The following is a 16,789-nucleotide window of genomic DNA, read 5'->3' as shown; positions in this document are numbered from 1 at the left end:
CTCGTATGCCGGCTACGACCCTGTTTTCCTGTCCATCGCCCGCTCGGTCATCGGCGGCCTGTGTGTTTTCGGCTGGTGCCGCTGGCGCGGCATTGCGCTGTTCACGCCCGACAAGACCCTCCTCGCCGGCATCCTGGCAGGCGCGCTTTTCGGTCTCGAGTTCCTGTTTCTCTATGTCGGGCTCGAGCACACCACTGTCGTGCGCAATACCTTGCTGGTCAACACCATGCCGTTCTGGATGCTGGTCGGCGGCCATTTCCTGCTGGGCGAAAGCATCACGGCACGCAAGCTGGTTGGTCTTCTGCTCGCTTTCGCCGGACTGATCGCGGTGTTTTCCGATAAACTGAGCGCCAATGGCGGCGCAACATTGGGCGGCGATTTGCTCAGTCTCGGTGCCGGCATTCTGTGGGCCGTGACCAATATCGTCATCAAGCGGTCGAAGCTGGTGACGGCCAGCGCCGAAAAGCTGCTGCTCTATCAGCTGGCCGGGGCCGCCGTCGTCGGCATTTTGGTGATGCCCTTTGCCGGGCCGCCCGTCCGCAACTTTACCGTCTTGCCAACCTTGGCTCTGCTGTTCCAGGCCGTCTACGTTGTCGCCTTCACCTATGTGCTGTGGTTCTGGCTGCTGCGGCGCTACCCTGCATCTGGACTGTCGAGCTTCACCTTCCTGTCGCCGGTGTTTGGTGTGCTGTGCGGCGCCGTGTTCTTGAACGAGCCGCTGACCGTTCGTATCTTCCTGGCACTCGCCCTGATCGCCGCCGGACTCATCATCGTCAACCGGCCGGCCCGAAAACAAAGTCCCGGATGAGCATGCGCGATATATTGAACGACCTCGAAGCTGGAAAGCAGCTCTCCGATCCGGACCCGGTGCGTCGCGCCCAGATCCAAATGAAGACGCCGCTGCCGAAGCGCTTCTACAAGACCGTCGCGGTAGCACCGGTCGAAGACGGTTTTGCCGTCCATCTCGATGGCAAGCCCGTCCGCACGCCGGCCAAGGCGCTGCTGGCGCTGCCGACCGAAAAGGCGGCTGCACTCGTCGCCAAGGAATTCGCCGCACAGGAGGAGACCATCAACCCGGTGACGATGCCGGTGATGCGTCTGGTCAATACGGCAATCGATGGCGTCGCCAGTGATCCTCAGGCCGTGCTGGAGGACATCCTGCGCTTTGCCTCGTCCGATCTGCTCTGCTACCGCGCCGATGCGCCCCAAGGACTCGTCGACCGGCAGAACGAGCATTGGGATCCCGTCATCGACTGGGTGCACAGCGCGCTCGGCGCCCGGTTCCATCTCGCCGAAGGCGTGATCCATGTCGAACAGCCGCGCGAGAGTATCGCGCTGCTTGGCCAGCATCTTGCCCAACGTGCCGATCCGCTGCGCCTTGCCGCCATCCACGTCATGACGTCGCTGACCGGATCGGCGCTGCTGGCGCTGGCCGTCGATGTCGGCGAGCTAGACGGCGAGGCGGCCTGGGCTGCCGGCCATGTCGACGAGGACTGGCAGGCCGAGCAATGGGGCCATGATGCCGAGGCGCTCGCGCGCCGCGCGGCCCGCAAGCGCGACATGATGGCGGCAGTCGGACTGCTCGACGCTCTCAAAGGCTGACGGCACTACCTGCGATTTCGCACTGCACATTAGACCAAAGTCATAATCCCAAAGGCGGTCTGCCTCTGGGCACTGCTTTCTGTCATTTTTTGCACTGATGGCTGCACTGAGTCTGCGTTGCGAGGAAACGCGGACGATGAAGTGCCGCATCGAGGACTGGCAGAATCACACGGGAGGATACGCTCATGGCAATGGCATCGACCGCCGGCAAAACAAGCCGCGGCATGACGCGCGAGGAGAAGAAGGTCATCTTTGCTTCCTCGCTCGGCACCATTTTCGAATGGTACGATTTCTATCTCTACGGTGCATTGGCGGCCGCGATCGGCACCGCATTCTTCAACTCCTATCCGGAAACAACGAGAAATATCTTCGTGCTTCTGGCGTTTGCCGCAGGCTTCATCGTTCGCCCGCTTGGTGCCCTGGTGTTCGGCCGCATCGGCGATCTCGTCGGCCGCAAGTACACATTTCTTGTCACCATCATGATCATGGGTCTGTCGACCTTCCTCGTCGGCGTGCTTCCCGGCTCCGCCAGTTGGGGCATTGCCGCGCCGATCATGCTGATTGCGCTCCGTCTGCTCCAGGGTCTGGCGCTTGGCGGCGAATATGGCGGCGCCGCGACCTACGTCGCCGAGCACGCTCCAGATGACCGCCGTGGCTTCTACACCTCATGGATCCAGACCACCGCAACGCTCGGCCTGTTCCTGTCGCTGATCGTGATTCTGATTGTGCAGAATTCCCTCAGCAAGGAAGATTTCACAGCTTGGGGCTGGCGCATTCCGTTCCTGGTTTCCGCGGTCCTGCTCGCCATCTCGGTCTGGATTCGCCTGTCACTTGCCGAGTCTCCGACCTTCCAGCGTATGAAGGCAGAGGGCAAAGGCTCCAAGGCACCCCTGTTCGAAGCCTTCGGCCAGTGGAAAAACGCCAAGATCGCATTGCTGGCGTTGCTTGGCCTTACCGCTGGCCAGGCCGTGGTCTGGTACAACGGCCAGTTCTACGCGCTGTTCTTCCTGCAGAACGTGCTCAAGGTCGATCCGCAGTCGGTCAATATCATGATCGCGATCGCGCTGGCGCTTGGCACCATCTTCTTCGTCGTATTCGGCTGGCTCTCCGACAAGATCGGCCGCAAACCGATCATCATGGCGGGTTTGGCGCTGGCGATCGTCACCACCTTTCCACTGTTCAAGGCACTGACCCGCGCCGCTAATCCCACTCTAGCTACCGCGCAGGAAAATGTTCGAGCAACCGTCACCGCCGCACCGGGCGACTGCAGTTTCCAATTCAATCTTACCGGAACATGGAAATTCACCAGCTCGTGCGATGTTGCCACGGCATTCCTTGCGAAGAGTTCCGTGCCATACGATGTGGTCACGACAGCCGCGCCCGGAACTGCTGCAACGGTCAAGATCGGCAACGAAACGGCTGAAGCCTATGACGCGGTCGCGGCTGGCGACCAGTTGAAGGCCAAGGACACAGCCTTCGGCAAGGCAATCAATATCGCCTTACAGGATGGAGGTTATCCTCTAAAGCGTGCGGCATCGAAAGTGGCCGACCAGAAGCTCGACGCTTTTGTGGCTGCCAATCCCGAGCTTAAACTCGATGCCACCGCGATTCGTGCCGGCGAAAAAACGACCGTCCCGACAGACAAGGCAGTCGCTGACAAGATCCTGACCAAGGAAGAAGCGGCTGGCGCAACCGAGGTGACAGTCTACAACATTCCCGCGTCCGGCGCTTTTGCCATGTTCGCGGATCCGGCACAGATCAACTGGCCGCTGACCATCGGCATCCTGTTCATCCTGGTTCTGTACGTGACCATGGTTTACGGGCCGATCGCTGCGATCCTGGTCGAGATGTTCCCGACCCGCATCCGCTACACCGGCATGTCGCTGCCTTATCATATTGGCAATGGCTGGTTTGGCGGTTTACTGCCGGTGACCGTCTTCGCGCTGAGCGCGGCTAAGGGCAACATCTATTACGGCCTCTGGTATCCGGTCGCCGTTGCAGCGATGTCGCTGATCATTGGCATGATCTTCGTCAGGGATACCCTCGGAACAGACCTGCACACCAAGCAGTAGCCGACCTGTCCCGGCTCAAGCAAAGCCCGGCGCGAGCGATCGCGCCGGGCTTTGCCAATTTATCAAATACGCGGACGGAGAAGCCTAGCTCTTCCGATCCTGTTTCGCTTCCTCGATCGCTGCCTCATGATACCAGGCACTTCCGAAATCCGTGCGGTTGCGCAAAGAAGCAAGTTCTGCCGCGAACTTAGCCTTTCCGCTTAAATTTGAGGCAGACACGCGCGCTGCCACCGGGAACATCAGGATTTTGGCCGACTGACGAGTGGAAGTGATTTCCATTGTCGGTTTCCTTTCTTCGACAGAACCTAGCCGATTCAACCTTTCCCCAAGATAGGTTCAGCAATCGAATTAGGCAATATGATTATAAAAAGATCACTAGTTGCACATTATTTATGCAAACTATGCTTGTGAGTGATCCCAGCGCACCTTGCAGCGGCCCGGCAATTTTGCGCCGATGCGACCTCACTTTGCCGCACCCGTCGCCGGCGAGAATGGCACACGAATTGCTTTTTGATAATCCGGCAGGTCGGCTGCTGGATAGGCCGGCTCGCCCCGGCGCCATCCAGGGTTCGGTGATCAAGCAACGAGAGGCTAGAATGACGAAATACAAGCTCGAGTACATTTGGCTCGATGGATACACCCCGGTTCCCAATCTTCGCGGAAAGACGCAGGTCAAGGACTATGCCGAGTTTCCGACGCTCGACCAGCTTCCGCTGTGGGGCTTCGACGGTTCTTCGACCATGCAGGCCGAGGGCCACAGCTCCGACTGCGTTTTGAAGCCGGTCGCCGTCTACCCGGATCCGGCCCGCACCAATGGCGCGCTCGTTATGTGCGAGGTCATGATGCCCGATGGCGTGACGCCGCATGCGTCCAATAAGCGCGCCACCATCCTCGACGACGAGGGCGCCTGGTTCGGCTTCGAGCAGGAATATTTCTTCTACAAGGACGGCCGCCCGCTCGGCTTCCCCGAGAGCGGCTATCCGGCGCCGCAAGGCCCGTACTATACCGGCGTCGGCTACAGCAATGTCGGCTCAGTCGCCAGGCAGATCGTCGAGGAGCATCTCGACCTTTGCCTTGCTGCCGGCATCAACCATGAAGGCATCAACGCCGAGGTGGCCAAAGGCCAGTGGGAATTCCAGATCTTCGGCAAGGGCTCCAAGAAGGCCGCCGACCAGATGTGGATGGCGCGCTATTTGTTGCAGCGCCTGACCGAGAAGTACGGCATCGACATCGAATATCACTGCAAGCCGCTCGGCGACACCGATTGGAACGGCTCCGGCATGCATGCCAACTTCTCGACCGCCTATATGCGCGAAGTCGGCGGCAAGGGCTATTTCGAGGCGCTGATGGCAGCCTTCGACAAAAACCTGATGGATCACATCGCCGTCTATGGGCCGGACAACGACAAGCGTTTGACCGGCAAGCACGAGACCGCGCCCTGGAACAGGTTCAGCTACGGCATCGCCGACCGCGGCGCCTCGATCCGTGTGCCGCATTCCTTTATCAATAACGGCTACAAGGGCTATCTCGAGGATCGCCGCCCGAACTCGCAGGGTGACCCCTACCAGATCGCCTCGCAGATATTGAAGACGACCGCCTCCGTCCCTACCAGCGCCGAAGTTTCGGCCGCGGCTTGAGCATTCGTCCCGGCGTAGACCTCAGGTCTGCGCCGTGACTTTCTCTCCAATCGCATCACAATAAAAAACCCCGGCGTCTCTGCCGGGGTTTTTTTGTTGGCTGCAACGATCTGGATCAGACCGAATAGTACATATCGTATTCGACCGGATGCGGCGTCATTTCGAAGCGCATCACCTCGGCCATCTTGAGCTCGATATAGCTGTCGATTTGGTCGTCGTCGAAGACGCCGCCGGCCTTAAGGAACCCGCGGTCCTTGTCGAGGCTCTGCAAAGCCTCGCGCAGCGAGCCGCAGACGGTCGGGATTTTCTTCAATTCCTTCGGCGGCAGATCGTAGAGATCCTTGTCCATCGGCTGTCCCGGGTGGATCTTGTTCTTGATGCCGTCGAGGCCGGCCATCAGCATGGCGGCGAAGGCGAGATAGGGGTTCGCGCCCGGATCGGGAAAGCGGACCTCGACGCGCTTGGATTTCGGCGATGAGCCGAACGGAATGCGGCAGGAGGCCGAGCGGTTGCGTGCCGAATAGGCGAGCAGCACCGGCGCCTCATAGCCCGGCACCAGGCGCTTGTAGGAATTGGTCAGCGGGTTGGTAAAGGCGTTGATCGCCTTGGCATGCTTGATGATGCCACCGATGTAGAACAGGCAGCTCTCGGACAGGCCGGCATATTCGTTGCCGGCGAAGGTCGGCTTGCCTTCTTTCCAAATCGACTGGTGGACATGCATGCCCGAGCCATTGTCGCCGAACACCGGCTTCGGCATGAAAGTGGCCGTCTTGCCGTAGGCGTTGGCGACCTGGTGCACGACATATTTATAGATCAGCATCTTGTCGGCGTTGCGGACCAGCGTGTCGAACTTGATGCCGAGCTCGTGCTGGGCGGCGGCCACTTCGTGATGGTGCTTTTCAACGCGCACGCCCATCTCGGCGAGCACGGTGAGCATTTCCGAGCGCATGTCCTGCGCCGAATCGACCGGCGGCACCGGGAAATAGCCGCCCTTGATGCGCGGCCGATGACCGAGGTTGCCGGTCTCGTAGTCGGTGTCGTCATTGGACGGCAGTTCGGTCGAATCCAGCCTGAAGCCGGTGTTGTAGGGATCGGCCTTGTACTTGACGTCGTCGAAGACGAAGAACTCGGCTTCCGGGCCGACGAAGATCTGGTCGCCGATGCCTTCGGCCTTCATGTAGGCCTCGGCTTTCTTGGCGGTGCCGCGCGGATCGCGGTTGTAGGATTCCCCCGAGATCGGATCGAGAATGTCGCACAGGATGACCATGGTCGACTGCGCGAAGAACGGGTCCATATGCACCGTATCGGAATCCGGCATCAGCACCATGTCGGACTCGTTGATCGCCTTCCAGCCAGCGATCGAGGAACCATCGAACATGACGCCATCGGCAAACATGTCTTCCTCGACCTCGACGACATCCATCGTAACGTGCTGCAGTTTGCCCTTCGGATCGGTGAAGCGCAGATCGACGAACTTAACGTCGTTGTCCTTGATCTGCTTCATGATGTCTTTGGCTGTCGTCATGTCCCTGCTTCCCTATGTGATGACGTTTTGAACATGGCCTTTTAACGGGAAAATTCAGACGGCGTCCATGCCGGTTTCGCCGGTGCGAATGCGCACCACTTCCTCGATATTGGAGACGAAGATCTTACCGTCGCCGATGCGGCCGGTCTGGGCCGCCTTGCGGATGGCTTCGATCGCGGCTTCGACCGCATCGTCGCCGAGCACGACTTCGATTTTCACCTTCGGCAGGAAGTCGACGACATATTCGGCGCCGCGATAAAGCTCGGTATGGCCCTTCTGGCGGCCAAACCCTTTGGCCTCGGTAACGGTGATACCTTGCAGGCCGGCCTCCTGAAGCGCTTCCTTCACTTCGTCTAGCTTGAACGGCTTGATGATCGCTTCGATCTTTTTCATGTAAAAAGTGGCCTCCACTGCCAAAAAAGACGGGTTGTGAGCCCCGCTTGCGCCTCAATCAAGCACGAACTGTGCCAATTGATGGGGCGCCGAACGGCCTCACATGATTTGGATACCATGCTACGCGGGAATGTACATTCGCGTCATTCCCTGCGTCGGATGCGCCATGAATGCCGCGAGCCTACACACCGCCGGTCCTGCCGTCCGCACAAAAATTGGGCAGATCGGGTATTTCATGGGCAGCTGCGCGCCGTCGTCCCGAACGATGTACGCCGCCAAATTGCTTGGGGACCTTCGTGGTTTGCGTCGGATCAAAAACTGGACAATGCTTGGGGAAATGATGTGCATGTCGCCCGCATGAGCAATGAGCTTCTGTCTCCGTCCGACATGGCCGAGGCCGACCGGCTGGCGATTGCCGCTGGTCCATTCGACGGCATCGGCCTGATGCGCAATGCCGGTGCTGCGGTTGCTGCCGTGGTGCTCAAGCGCTACCCGAACGCAACGCGCGTCCACGTGCTTTGCGGCCCCGGCAACAATGGCGGCGACGGCTATGTCGTGGCGCGCATCCTTCGGGAGAGCGCCGTCGACGTTTCGGTATGGGCGTCCGGATCGCCTAAAGGAGGCAGCGATGCAGCAGTCGCTGCCTCGGAGTGTCCGGTTGAAGCTCGGCCGCTGTCGGATTTCGTTGCCGAGACGGGCTCGATCGTGGTCGATGCGCTTTACGGGGCGGGGCTGTCCAAGCCGCTTTCCGGCGACCCCGCCAAGGCGATCGACAATGTGGCGGAGTTGAATTTGCCGGTCGTCGCGGTCGACCTGCCGTCGGGCGTCTCTGGTGAGAGCGGCAATGTCCTCGGTCAGGCTTTCCGCGTCCGAATCACCGTGACCTTTGCGCGAAAAAAGCCAGGCCATCTTTTGTTGCCGGGGCGCGAGCTGTGCGGCGAAATCATGCTCGCTGATATCGGCATAAGCGACAGTGTTGTTGCGCAGCTTGAACCACGAACATTCGAGAACATTCCGGCGCTCTGGCTTGGCCGCTTTCCGGTTCCGGCCGTCGACACCCATAAGTATAAACGCGGCCATGTCGGCGTCTTTTCCGGAGGGCCGTCGGCGACGGGTGCTGCGCGGCTGTCGGCGCTTGCCGCGGCAAGGAGCGGGGCAGGGGCAGTCACCATGCTGTCGCCGGCGAACGCCATCCATGTGAACGCGGCGCATCTGACCTCGATCATGCTGCGCAAGGTAGACACTGTCGCGGATGTGGACGAATTCGTCGGCAGCCGTGGGCCATCGGCCTTCGTGCTCGGCCCGGGATTTGGCATTGGTGAGAAGACGCGCGAATTCGTCCTGGCCGTGCTGAATGGCGCCCATGGGCAGGGCGGCGGGATTGAGGGCTTGGTGCTCGACGCCGACGGCGTCACCTCGTTTCGCGACGCGCCGGATGCCCTGTTCGAAGCCGCCAGCCGGCCGAGCGCGCCGGCTCTGGTGATGACGCCGCATGACAGCGAATTCGCCAGGCTTTTTTCAGATATCGCCGAGGACCAGGACCTGTCCAAACTCGCCAAGGCACGCGCCGCAGCCGAACGGGCCAACGCCACTCTCGTCTACAAGGGTGCCGACACTGTGATTGCGGCCCCCGATGGCCGGGCAGCGATCAACGGCAATGGCGCGCCTTGGCTGGCCACCGCCGGTTCGGGCGACGTGCTGTCGGGTATCATCGCCGCGCTGCTGGCGCAGGGCATGCCGGCCTTTGAAGCGGCCTGTGCAGCAGTCTGGATCCATGCCGAGGCCGGCAGCCGTTTCGGACCGGGGATGATCGCCGAGGACCTGCCGCTGGCGCTGGTGCCGGTCCTGCGCGAGCTTATCGAAAGTCGCGGGATAGCTGCCGAATGAACCGCCTGTTCACGCTGCTCGTTGCGATCGTCAGCGCCGTATTCATGGCGCAGGCTGCGAACGCCGAAACTCCGCTGACGATCGTCGACGACCCGGCCGTTCTCGTCGCCCTCGACAGCAACGGTTACGGGTTCGCCGGCATTTTCGGCGTCGATGGCAAGGGCGATTTGAAGACGCTTTACGACAAGGCGCCGGCCTATCACGCGATCGTCGAAACGATTGCAAGCGACGTCGCAGCATTGCGGGCCGAGATGAAGGCCGGCGGTCGGCCGCTCTACGAGGTGACCGACGGCAATGTTGGCCGTGTCATGGACATGCGCTGGCTGAGGACCGATGCCGCGCGCTTCCGCCTCGTCGGCGTAGTCAACCGGCTCGACCGGCTCGACTTCGCCGCGCTGCAAGGCGATACGAGTTGCGGCGAAGTGCGCTTCGTCTATCGCTTATCCTATAGTTTCAAGAAAAACGGCAAGGTTCTGGGCTCGCGCCTGCCGTTCAATTTCAGTGCCGTCTACAATGCCGCGCCGGATGCCGATGGCGGTTGTGTCGGCGTCGCCGGGCGCTGGGCACCACAGCTCGACGAGAACGTCGATGCCGGCTGGCTGATCGGTGGGCCGCTGGACAGGGCGGCGCTCACCTTCAAGCAGCTCGAGCTCAATGCGCAAGTGGTGCGCTTCCCCTCCGGCCAGGAGACCGAATTCGGCGGGCAGGCTGCCTATCTCATGCGAATTTTCGGCATCGACGGAGCGGCTGCCAGCGAAAAGCCGTTGGAAAACACGCCCGATGCGGCACGCCTTGCCGAAGACGCCGCGCTGAAAGCAAGACTTGCGGACTATGTCCGCACCAGCGTCGCGGCGGTCGATCTCGGCGTCTACCAAATCCCCGATGAATTCTTGGCAAGGAAGGTCATTTCGTGGTCGACCTTCGGCAGTGCAAGGCAGGCCAACCACCCGTTCACGCCACTGTTCCAGCCCGCGGATTTCGCTGGTGTCGATTTCTCCGCGCTGAAGCTGGTGCGCACGCCGGAGGCATTGGTCGAGCGGCTGGACAACGGCGCCTGCCAGGGCTGCCATCAGGCGGGCTCGACCGCCGGCTTCCATTTCATCGGCCTCGACGACAAGACGACCTCGCCGCTCAACCGCATCGAGGTCGGCATCTCCCCGCATCTCCACGCCGACATCCCGCGCCGCGTCGCCTGGCTGCGCGCGACTGCCGACGGCAAGGAACCGAACCGCTTTCGCCCGTTATCGTTCGCGCCGCCGGCGACCTGGAACGATGCCGGCGAAATCGCCTATTCGCCGGCCGAGATGGCGATGCCGTGCCTGATGCCACAGGATGCGGCCCGCTTCGGCGCAACATGGCAATGCGGCGCCGGCACCGTCTGCACGCAGCTGGCAACCGCGTCCGGCGTACGCACCAAGCTGGCGCAATGCCTGTTGCCCAAGCACAGCGAAGAGATGTTCTCCGGCCATCCGTGCCTGACCGGCTCGATCGCCAGCAACCCGGCACAGCCTTTCAATGACCGCTATACCATCACCGGTCAGTTCGCGGCGTTCGCGCCAAGCATTTCGCGCGCCGCCTACACCTGCCGACCGCCGAAGATCGGTGTGCCGGCGGGTATCGCCTATCGCGGCTGCGACGACCGGGATCGCAGCTTTGCCGCCTTCAAGACGGGCAAGCCGATGCCCAACGAGATCTGCGGGCTGGTCGGCGGCAAGAAATTCGACACCTGCGTGGCGACCAATAATTTCGACCAGTGCCTGGGCGGCGCCGTCAATCGCGGCAATCGTCCTGCCTGCTCGGCCGACCATTTCTGCCGCGAGGATTACATGTGCCAGTCGCTGCCGCCCGACATTCCCGGTATCGGCAAAGTGAAGGGCATCGGCTTCTGCTCGCCGACTTATTTTATCTTCCAGATGCGCATCGACAATCACGCCACGCCATGGTCGGGCGCTGTCCGCGCGACGAGGGGGGCCGGGTTCGGAGCGGCGGAAGCGGAATAGCCTGCGCCGACTGGGCATTAGCCGCTATAGTTTCAGGTGGATAGCTATCGATCGAGATAGTCGGCGATCTTCGATGTCCATTCGCCGTCGAAATGGCGGACATGTTCGGCGACGATCTCATCGCTCAGCAGGCTCGACAAGGCGGAAACCAGAACTGGTTCTATCTCTGGAGCCGAGCTAAATCCAAGAGCAGTCAAACGTTCGGACCAGGGCGGATGATCCGCGCTTTCGTTATCTGGCGCGTCCCAGGCCTTTTGCGCATATTCTTGCAGGATGGGAAGCCTCGACAGGTGACTGGCGGCCGCCAGAACTCTTTCAAGTGGTGGACGAGGCGGTACCATGGTGCCAAGCAGTTCACGTTTAAGCGGAATATACACTTGGTCATCGAAGAATGCACTGGCGGCACCGATCAGTAGCAGGGCGCGCGCCGTTTCATGTGCATCGCCGGACATCGCTGCATGACGATCTGCGTCAATTTCCGCCCGCCGCGACAACCGTATTTCTTCGCGCTCCAGCGTGCGCGACAGCGGGCCAAGCATCCAGTAGAACAGGCTGCCTGAAACGGTTTTTCCCGGTGGGGCGAAGTCGAAGATTAGATCGAAGCTCTTTTCGAGTTCGGCCAGGTTGAGCCCGCCATTTGTATCTTTATTTTTCAGATGGGCGTCCTCATGGGCCAAGATCGCCGCAAACCCCTTTTGGTCGGTCGCTGCGAGCAGCGGCAGGCCCACGGTGAGAATTGCCCTGCGACCAAGCAGGCCCAGAAACGGCCGCTCTTCACCGATGCTAGCGTTGAGATCGTCGCTCAGGATGATGCTCGTGCGGCTGGCGCGGTGTTTGCCGGCAATACTCTCCCAGACAGCCCACAATTTCGGGGCTGATTCCCGAGTAATCCCGTCCACCTTGCTGGGTCGAAAACCGGCGAACAATGTCCCGATCAACAGAACGATGGCCAGCATCGCGGCCGGGATTGCAACAACGCCAGTCGCGATGACAGCGAGCGGATAGCAATCGAGGAACCAGAACCACAGGAGTATTGGGCAAAACAGCGGCAGGACGAAGAGCAGGATGGCAAACCTGCCGAAACGCGCTCCTACATAGAGGACCAGGCGCGACATCAACCCCTCACAGCGGAATGTTGTCGTGCTTCTTCCAGGGGTTTTGCATATCCTTGTTGCGCAGCATCCTGAGCGCGCGGGCGATGCGGCGGCGGGTCGAATGCGGCATGATCACCTCGTCGACATAGCCACGCTCGGCGGCAACGAAGGGGGACAGGAAGCGATCCTCGTAAGCTTTTGTATGTGCCGCGATCTTTTCCGCGTCGCCGATGTCCTTGCGGTAGATGATCTCGACCGCGCCCCTGGCGCCCATCACCGCGATCTGCGCCGTCGGCCAGGCATAGTTCATGTCGCCGCGCAGATGCTTCGAGGCCATCACGTCATAGGCGCCGCCATAGGCCTTTCTGGTGATGACGGTGATCTTTGGCACGGTCGCTTCGGCATAGGCGAACAGAAGCTTGGCGCCGTGCTTGATCAACCCACCATATTCCTGCGCGGTGCCGGGCTGTAAGCCCGGCACGTCGACGAAGGTGACGATCGGGATCGAGAAGCAGTCGCAGAATCGCACGAAACGAGCCGCCTTGCGGCTGGCATCCGAATCGAGCACGCCGGCCAGCACCATCGGCTGATTGGCGACGAAGCCGACGGTGCGGCCCTCGACACGGCCGAAGCCGGTGACGATGTTTTTCGCAAAATTCTGCTGGATCTCGAAGAAGTCACCCTCGTCGGCAACTTTAAGGATCAACTCTTTGATGTCGTAGGGTTTGTTGGCATTGTCGGGGATCAGCCTGTCGAGCGACAGATCGTGATCGGTGACCGACTGGTAGCATTCGATCTCGGGAATTTCCGCCGTGTTGGAAGCGGGCAGCAGATCGATCAGCCGGCGCATCTGCAGCAGCGCCTCGACGTCATTGTCGTAGGCTCCGTCGGCGATCGAGGACTTCGTCGTGTGGATAGAAGCGCCGCCGAGGCTTTCGGCGGTGACCGTCTCGTTGGTGACGGTCTTCACCACATCCGGCCCGGTGACGAACATGTAGGACGTTTCGCGAACCATGAAGATGAAGTCAGTCATCGCCGGCGAATAGACATCGCCGCCGGCGCAGGGGCCCATGATCAGTGAAATCTGCGGGATGACGCCAGAGGCCAGTACATTGCGCTGGAAGATCTCGGCATAGCCGCCGAGCGCCGCCACGCCTTCCTGGATGCGGGCGCCGCCGGCGTCGTAAAGGCCGATGATCGGCGCGCGATTGCGCAGCGCCATCTCTTGGACCTTGACCACCTTTTCGGCATGGGCCTCGGACAGCGAGCCGCCGAACACGGTGAAATCCTTGGCGAAAAGATAGACCGGGCGACCGTTGACGGTGCCCCAGCCGGTAACGACGCCGTCGCCGGCGATCTTGGTTTTCTCCATGCCGAAATCGGTCGAGCGGTGCTCGACATACATGTCGAACTCCTCGAACGAGCCCTCGTCGAGAAAGACGTCTATGCGTTCGCGGGCGGTCAGCTTGCCCTTCTTGTGCTGGGCGTCGATGCGGGCCTGGCCGCCGCCCATGCGGGCGATCTCGCGGCGGCGCTCGAGTTCCTTCAGCACGTCCTTCATGACCGGTCCCCGAAACGGAAAGCTGCATTGTGGTAATCATGCCAGCGAGAGAGCGCAAGCGCCGCTTCCTTATGGCTTTTGCTGCGCTGCAGCATCGGGCCCCTTGCATTTCGATGGGAACTGGGCCATATGCGGCGGCATAGGCGCTTGGGCCGGGATAATCCGGCCTTCTCGACGAATGAGACTGGTTGCGTCTGTTTTCCCTCTTCCCGACAGATCGGCAAGGTGGCGAAAAAGCCCCGTGGCATGATGCCTGCGGGCACGACAGCGCAGCCGTGCGGACGATAATGTCCGCCCGCCTTGTCGTTTCATGACAATTTTCGACGGCAGGTTGCGCCCTGCCGCCCATTGATGTTTGCGGCCAGGAGCCGCATGAAAGAAGAATATTTTGACCAATGAAAACACTTTGACCGGTAAGGACGCTGGGGAACTGAACGGTTTCGCCGCACTTGGAATTACCGGCGCACTGCTCAAGGCCACCAATGCCGCCGGCTTTACCGATCCGAAGCCGATCCAGGCCCAGGCGATCCCGCCGCAGCTCGAAGGCCGCGACATTTTCGGCATCGCCCAGACCGGCTCGGGCAAGACGGCGGCGTTCGCGCTGCCGATCCTGTCGAAGATCATCGCACTTGGCACCAAGCGCCGGCCGAAGACGGCCCGCGCGCTGATCCTGGCGCCGACACGTGAACTCGCGGTGCAGATCGAGGAGATGATCAAGCTGCTCGCCAAGGGCGCGCATGTATCGACCGCGCTCGTGCTGGGCGGCGTCTCGCGCTTCAGCCAGGTGAAGAAGGTTGCGCCCGGCGTCGACATCCTGATCGCAACGCCCGGTCGGCTGACCGACCTTGTGCGTGAAGGCGACCTGATGCTTGCCGACACCAAATGGCTGGTGCTCGACGAAGGCGACCGCATGCTCGACATGGGCTTCATCAACGACGTGAAGCGCATCGCCAAGGCGACGGCGCCGGACCGTCAGACGGTGCTGTTCTCGGCGACTATGCCGGCCGAGATCGCCGAACTGGCGAAAGGCCTGCTGAAGAACCCGATCCGCGTCGAAGTCGCTCCTCACAGCACCGCGGCAGCCGAGATCGTGCAGGGTGTCGTCTTTGCCCGCACCAAGCAGAAGCGCCAGGTGCTGGCCAACATGCTTGCCGATGAGGCGATGAAGTCCGTCATCATCTTCTCGCGCACCAAGCATGGCGCCGACAGGGTGACCAAGGATCTCGAGCGCGACGGCTTCAAGGCCGCCGTCATCCACGGCAACAAGTCGCAGAACGCCCGCCAGAAGGCACTCAACGATTTCCGTGAGGGTTCGGTGCGCATTCTCGTGGCGACCGACATTGCTGCACGCGGCATCGACGTGCCCGGCATCAGCCATGTGGTGAATTTCGACCTGCCGGACGAGGCGGAGAGCTATGTCCACCGCATCGGCCGCACCGGCCGCAACGGCATGGACGGCATCGCCATCACACTCTGCGACCCGTCTGAAAACAGCAAGCTGCGTCAGGTCGAGCGCATCATCCGCACCAAGCTGCCGATCGTTGCCGACCATCTCGGCAGCCCCGATCCGCAGCGCAATCCCGCCGAGAAGAACGAGCGCAGCTTCGAACCGGCCAATGATCGCAACGACCACAATGGCCGTCGCGACGGCAGGCGGCCCGGCGGCGCAAACAACGGCTTCGGCAAGAAGCGGTTCGGCGACAAGCCGGCCTTTGCGGGCGAGCGCAAGCCGGAAGGCGCCAAGCCCTTCAAGGGCAATAACAAGCGCCGCTTCGGCGGCAAACGGCCAACAGCGCGGGCCGCATAATCTGACCGTGTTGCGGTCGGCCAAGCCTGGCTTGGTCACACACGATTGAAGAGGGCGACCGGAGCGATGCTTCGGTCGCCCTCTTGCTTGGGGACCTTTGGTTCACCTTACCACCGCCTCGATCCACACGACGGTCCGCTACGCGAGGAAAGCCGTGGTCGATGGCGACAGCGCGTCGCCGGCAATGACGTGGTTGTCCGGGTCGCCGGTATCGTCGACCGGCACCAATTCATGTGCGGCGCCCCAGCGACCCGCAAACACGATCGCTCGCCCATCACCGATCCTACTCGACTGGCGGCTTGCGGTCGAAATTCAGTGGCCGCGCATTCCAGCGGGTGACCGTGCTGATCACCCATCGGCAGAACGGCCTCGGCAGCATCCTGAGCAACTTCAGCGTCCAACTCAGGCGGCGTGGGAAAGTGACTTCGAAGCCGCCGTATTCGATGCCTTGCGCGATGCGGCGCGAGGCCAGATTGACCGGCATCAAGCCCGGCATCGGCAGGAAGTTCTTTTCGGTCAGCCGCGTGTCGACAAAGCCCGGATTAATCACCTGGATGCGGACGTTCATCTTGTCGAAATCGTATTTCAGCGACTCGGCCAGGATATTGACCGCCGCCTTGGTGCCGCCATAGGCGGCGGTGGTGGGCCAGCCGAAATAGGCGGTAACCGAACCGATCAGCACGACATGGCCGCGCGAGCGCACGCGCATGCGTTCGATGACTGGCAGCAGGCCATTGATGATGCCAAAATAATTGACTTCGAAAGACCGACGGAAATTGCGCGCCACAAGATCCTCGCCCGGCGTTGCGATATAGCTTCCAGCGTTGAACACTGCCAACACGATCGGACCGAGATCTTTCTCGATCGCTGCAACCGTCTTCGCCATGCGTTTTTCGTCGGTCACGTCGCAAGGATAGGCTGCGACACGGCCCGCCATCTGCGCCGTTTCGACGATGAGAGTATCGATCGGATGGTCATCTGGCGCAGTCACCGCGACGACATAGCCCCGAGCGGCAAGATCCTTGGCCAGCGAACGGCCGATACCGCTGCTGCCGCCCGTAATCCAGGCGACGCCATGCTTCGGATTGGCCCGATAGAGTGTCATGTTGCGCCCCGCCGGCTCTTCTTAGCCTGTGCTCTACCGGTGAAGAAATCGAATGAAAAGAGTGCTTTTCGGTACATGGTTGAAATGAATACCGGTAGGGCGCTCC

At 61.2% G+C, this 16,789-nt stretch carries 13 protein-coding genes and 1 pseudogene; 7 read left to right on the top strand and 7 right to left on the bottom strand.

From position 1 onward, the window contains the following. The 3 genes from NKI29_RS03365 to NKI29_RS03355 all read left to right on the top strand — a co-directional run. Positions 1 to 808, top strand: an 808-nt coding sequence (locus NKI29_RS03365; protein WP_352795553.1) for a DMT family transporter, incomplete at its 5' end; no start/stop codon positions are given. A gap of 2 nt (positions 809 to 810) precedes the next feature. Continuing rightward, the gene (locus NKI29_RS03360; protein ID WP_352795551.1) at positions 811 to 1,602 is read left to right on the top strand and encodes an ATP12 family chaperone protein; all 792 of its coding nucleotides are present in this window, start codon (positions 811 to 813) and stop codon (positions 1,600 to 1,602) included. Positions 1,603 to 1,787: 185 nt separating this feature from the next. Continuing rightward, positions 1,788 to 3,674 carry an MFS transporter gene (locus NKI29_RS03355; protein WP_352754727.1) on the top strand — a complete coding sequence of 629 codons (1,887 nt, stop codon included), beginning with the start codon at positions 1,788 to 1,790 and terminating at the stop codon, positions 3,672 to 3,674. Positions 3,675 to 3,758: 84 nt separating this feature from the next. Here NKI29_RS03355 and NKI29_RS03350 read toward each other — a convergent pair whose 3' ends face one another. After that, positions 3,759 to 3,953: a DUF2735 domain-containing protein gene (locus tag NKI29_RS03350; protein ID WP_352568581.1), complete on the bottom strand. Its 195-nt coding sequence runs from the start codon at positions 3,951 to 3,953 to the stop codon at positions 3,759 to 3,761. Between the two features lie 317 nt (positions 3,954 to 4,270). Between NKI29_RS03350 and NKI29_RS03345 the strand changes: the two genes are divergently transcribed. Beyond that, positions 4,271 to 5,311 (top strand): glutamine synthetase beta-grasp domain-containing protein, encoded by a 1,041-nt coding sequence (locus NKI29_RS03345; protein ID WP_352568582.1) that lies wholly within the window; start codon positions 4,271 to 4,273, stop codon positions 5,309 to 5,311. 115 nt (positions 5,312 to 5,426) lie between these two features. On the opposite strand, the gene glnA is transcribed toward NKI29_RS03345, so the two are convergent. Both glnA and NKI29_RS03335 read right to left on the bottom strand, forming a co-directional pair. Then, the gene (gene glnA / locus NKI29_RS03340) at positions 5,427 to 6,836 is read right to left on the bottom strand and encodes a type I glutamate--ammonia ligase (RefSeq protein WP_352457514.1); all 1,410 of its coding nucleotides are present in this window, start codon (positions 6,834 to 6,836) and stop codon (positions 5,427 to 5,429) included. Positions 6,837 to 6,890: 54 nt separating this feature from the next. Further along, positions 6,891 to 7,229 (bottom strand): P-II family nitrogen regulator, encoded by a 339-nt coding sequence (locus tag NKI29_RS03335; RefSeq protein ID WP_019857988.1) that lies wholly within the window; start codon positions 7,227 to 7,229, stop codon positions 6,891 to 6,893. A 357-nt stretch (positions 7,230 to 7,586) separates the two neighbouring features. On the opposite strand from NKI29_RS03335, the gene NKI29_RS03330 reads away from it, so the two are divergent. Together NKI29_RS03330 and NKI29_RS03325 are read left to right on the top strand one after the other, a co-directional pair. Beyond that, the gene (locus NKI29_RS03330; protein ID WP_352681322.1) at positions 7,587 to 9,116 is read left to right on the top strand and encodes an NAD(P)H-hydrate dehydratase; all 1,530 of its coding nucleotides are present in this window, start codon (positions 7,587 to 7,589) and stop codon (positions 9,114 to 9,116) included. Beyond that, positions 9,113 to 11,116, top strand: a complete 2,004-nt coding sequence (locus NKI29_RS03325) for a hypothetical protein (protein ID WP_352754728.1) — start codon at positions 9,113 to 9,115, stop codon at positions 11,114 to 11,116. Before NKI29_RS03330 ends, NKI29_RS03325 begins: the two co-directional genes overlap by 4 nt. Positions 11,117 to 11,160: 44 nt before the next feature. Here NKI29_RS03325 and NKI29_RS03320 read toward each other — a convergent pair whose 3' ends face one another. Both NKI29_RS03320 and NKI29_RS03315 read right to left on the bottom strand, forming a co-directional pair. Then, complete coding sequence (locus NKI29_RS03320) at positions 11,161 to 12,231, bottom strand: M48 family metallopeptidase (RefSeq protein ID WP_352754729.1); 1,071 nt, start codon at positions 12,229 to 12,231, stop codon at positions 11,161 to 11,163. Between the two features lie 7 nt (positions 12,232 to 12,238). Then, the gene (locus NKI29_RS03315; protein WP_352795550.1) at positions 12,239 to 13,771 is read right to left on the bottom strand and encodes an acyl-CoA carboxylase subunit beta; all 1,533 of its coding nucleotides are present in this window, start codon (positions 13,769 to 13,771) and stop codon (positions 12,239 to 12,241) included. A gap of 388 nt (positions 13,772 to 14,159) precedes the next feature. Here NKI29_RS03315 and NKI29_RS03310 point away from each other — a divergent pair, with 388 nt between their 5' ends. Beyond that, entirely contained in the window at positions 14,160 to 15,578 is a 1,419-nt protein-coding gene (locus NKI29_RS03310) for a DEAD/DEAH box helicase (protein WP_352754730.1), read from the top strand. 138 nt (positions 15,579 to 15,716) lie between these two features. Here the strand turns inward: NKI29_RS03310 and NKI29_RS03305 are convergent. Beyond that, a pseudogene (locus tag NKI29_RS03305) lies at positions 15,717 to 15,833 on the bottom strand (alpha/beta hydrolase); the annotation flags it as partial. A gap of 28 nt (positions 15,834 to 15,861) precedes the next feature. Beyond that, positions 15,862 to 16,683, bottom strand: a complete 822-nt coding sequence (locus NKI29_RS03300) for an SDR family oxidoreductase (protein ID WP_352457508.1) — start codon at positions 16,681 to 16,683, stop codon at positions 15,862 to 15,864. Positions 16,684 to 16,789: the final 106 nt, after the last annotated feature.

The organism is Mesorhizobium sp. M0678, assembly GCF_040320505.1.
Lineage (GTDB): Bacteria > Pseudomonadota > Alphaproteobacteria > Rhizobiales > Rhizobiaceae > Mesorhizobium.
The sequence above is the reverse complement of the archived record's forward strand: the minus strand, read 5'-3'. Positions and strand labels throughout refer to the sequence as shown.

Bases quoted from the DNA above. Each gene is read 5' to 3' on its own strand.
- NKI29_RS03300 (WP_352457508.1), bottom strand. From the start codon at position 16,683: ATGACACTCTATCGGGCCAATCCGAAGCATGGCGTCGCCTGGATTACG.
- NKI29_RS03315 (WP_352795550.1), bottom strand. From the start codon at position 13,771: ATGAAGGACGTGCTGAAGGAACTCGAGCGCCGCCGCGAGATCGCCCGC.
- NKI29_RS03330 (WP_352681322.1), top strand. From the start codon at position 7,587: ATGAGCAATGAGCTTCTGTCTCCGTCCGACATGGCCGAGGCCGACCGG.
- NKI29_RS03345 (WP_352568582.1), top strand. From the start codon at position 4,271: ATGACGAAATACAAGCTCGAGTACATTTGGCTCGATGGATACACCCCG.
- glnA (WP_352457514.1), bottom strand. From the start codon at position 6,836: ATGACGACAGCCAAAGACATCATGAAGCAGATCAAGGACAACGACGTT.
- NKI29_RS03355 (WP_352754727.1), top strand. From the start codon at position 1,788: ATGGCAATGGCATCGACCGCCGGCAAAACAAGCCGCGGCATGACGCGC.
- NKI29_RS03360 (WP_352795551.1), top strand. From the start codon at position 811: ATGCGCGATATATTGAACGACCTCGAAGCTGGAAAGCAGCTCTCCGAT.
- NKI29_RS03335 (WP_019857988.1), bottom strand. From the start codon at position 7,229: ATGAAAAAGATCGAAGCGATCATCAAGCCGTTCAAGCTAGACGAAGTG.
- NKI29_RS03350 (WP_352568581.1), bottom strand. From the start codon at position 3,953: ATGGAAATCACTTCCACTCGTCAGTCGGCCAAAATCCTGATGTTCCCG.
- NKI29_RS03325 (WP_352754728.1), top strand. From the start codon at position 9,113: ATGAACCGCCTGTTCACGCTGCTCGTTGCGATCGTCAGCGCCGTATTC.
- NKI29_RS03320 (WP_352754729.1), bottom strand. From the start codon at position 12,231: ATGTCGCGCCTGGTCCTCTATGTAGGAGCGCGTTTCGGCAGGTTTGCC.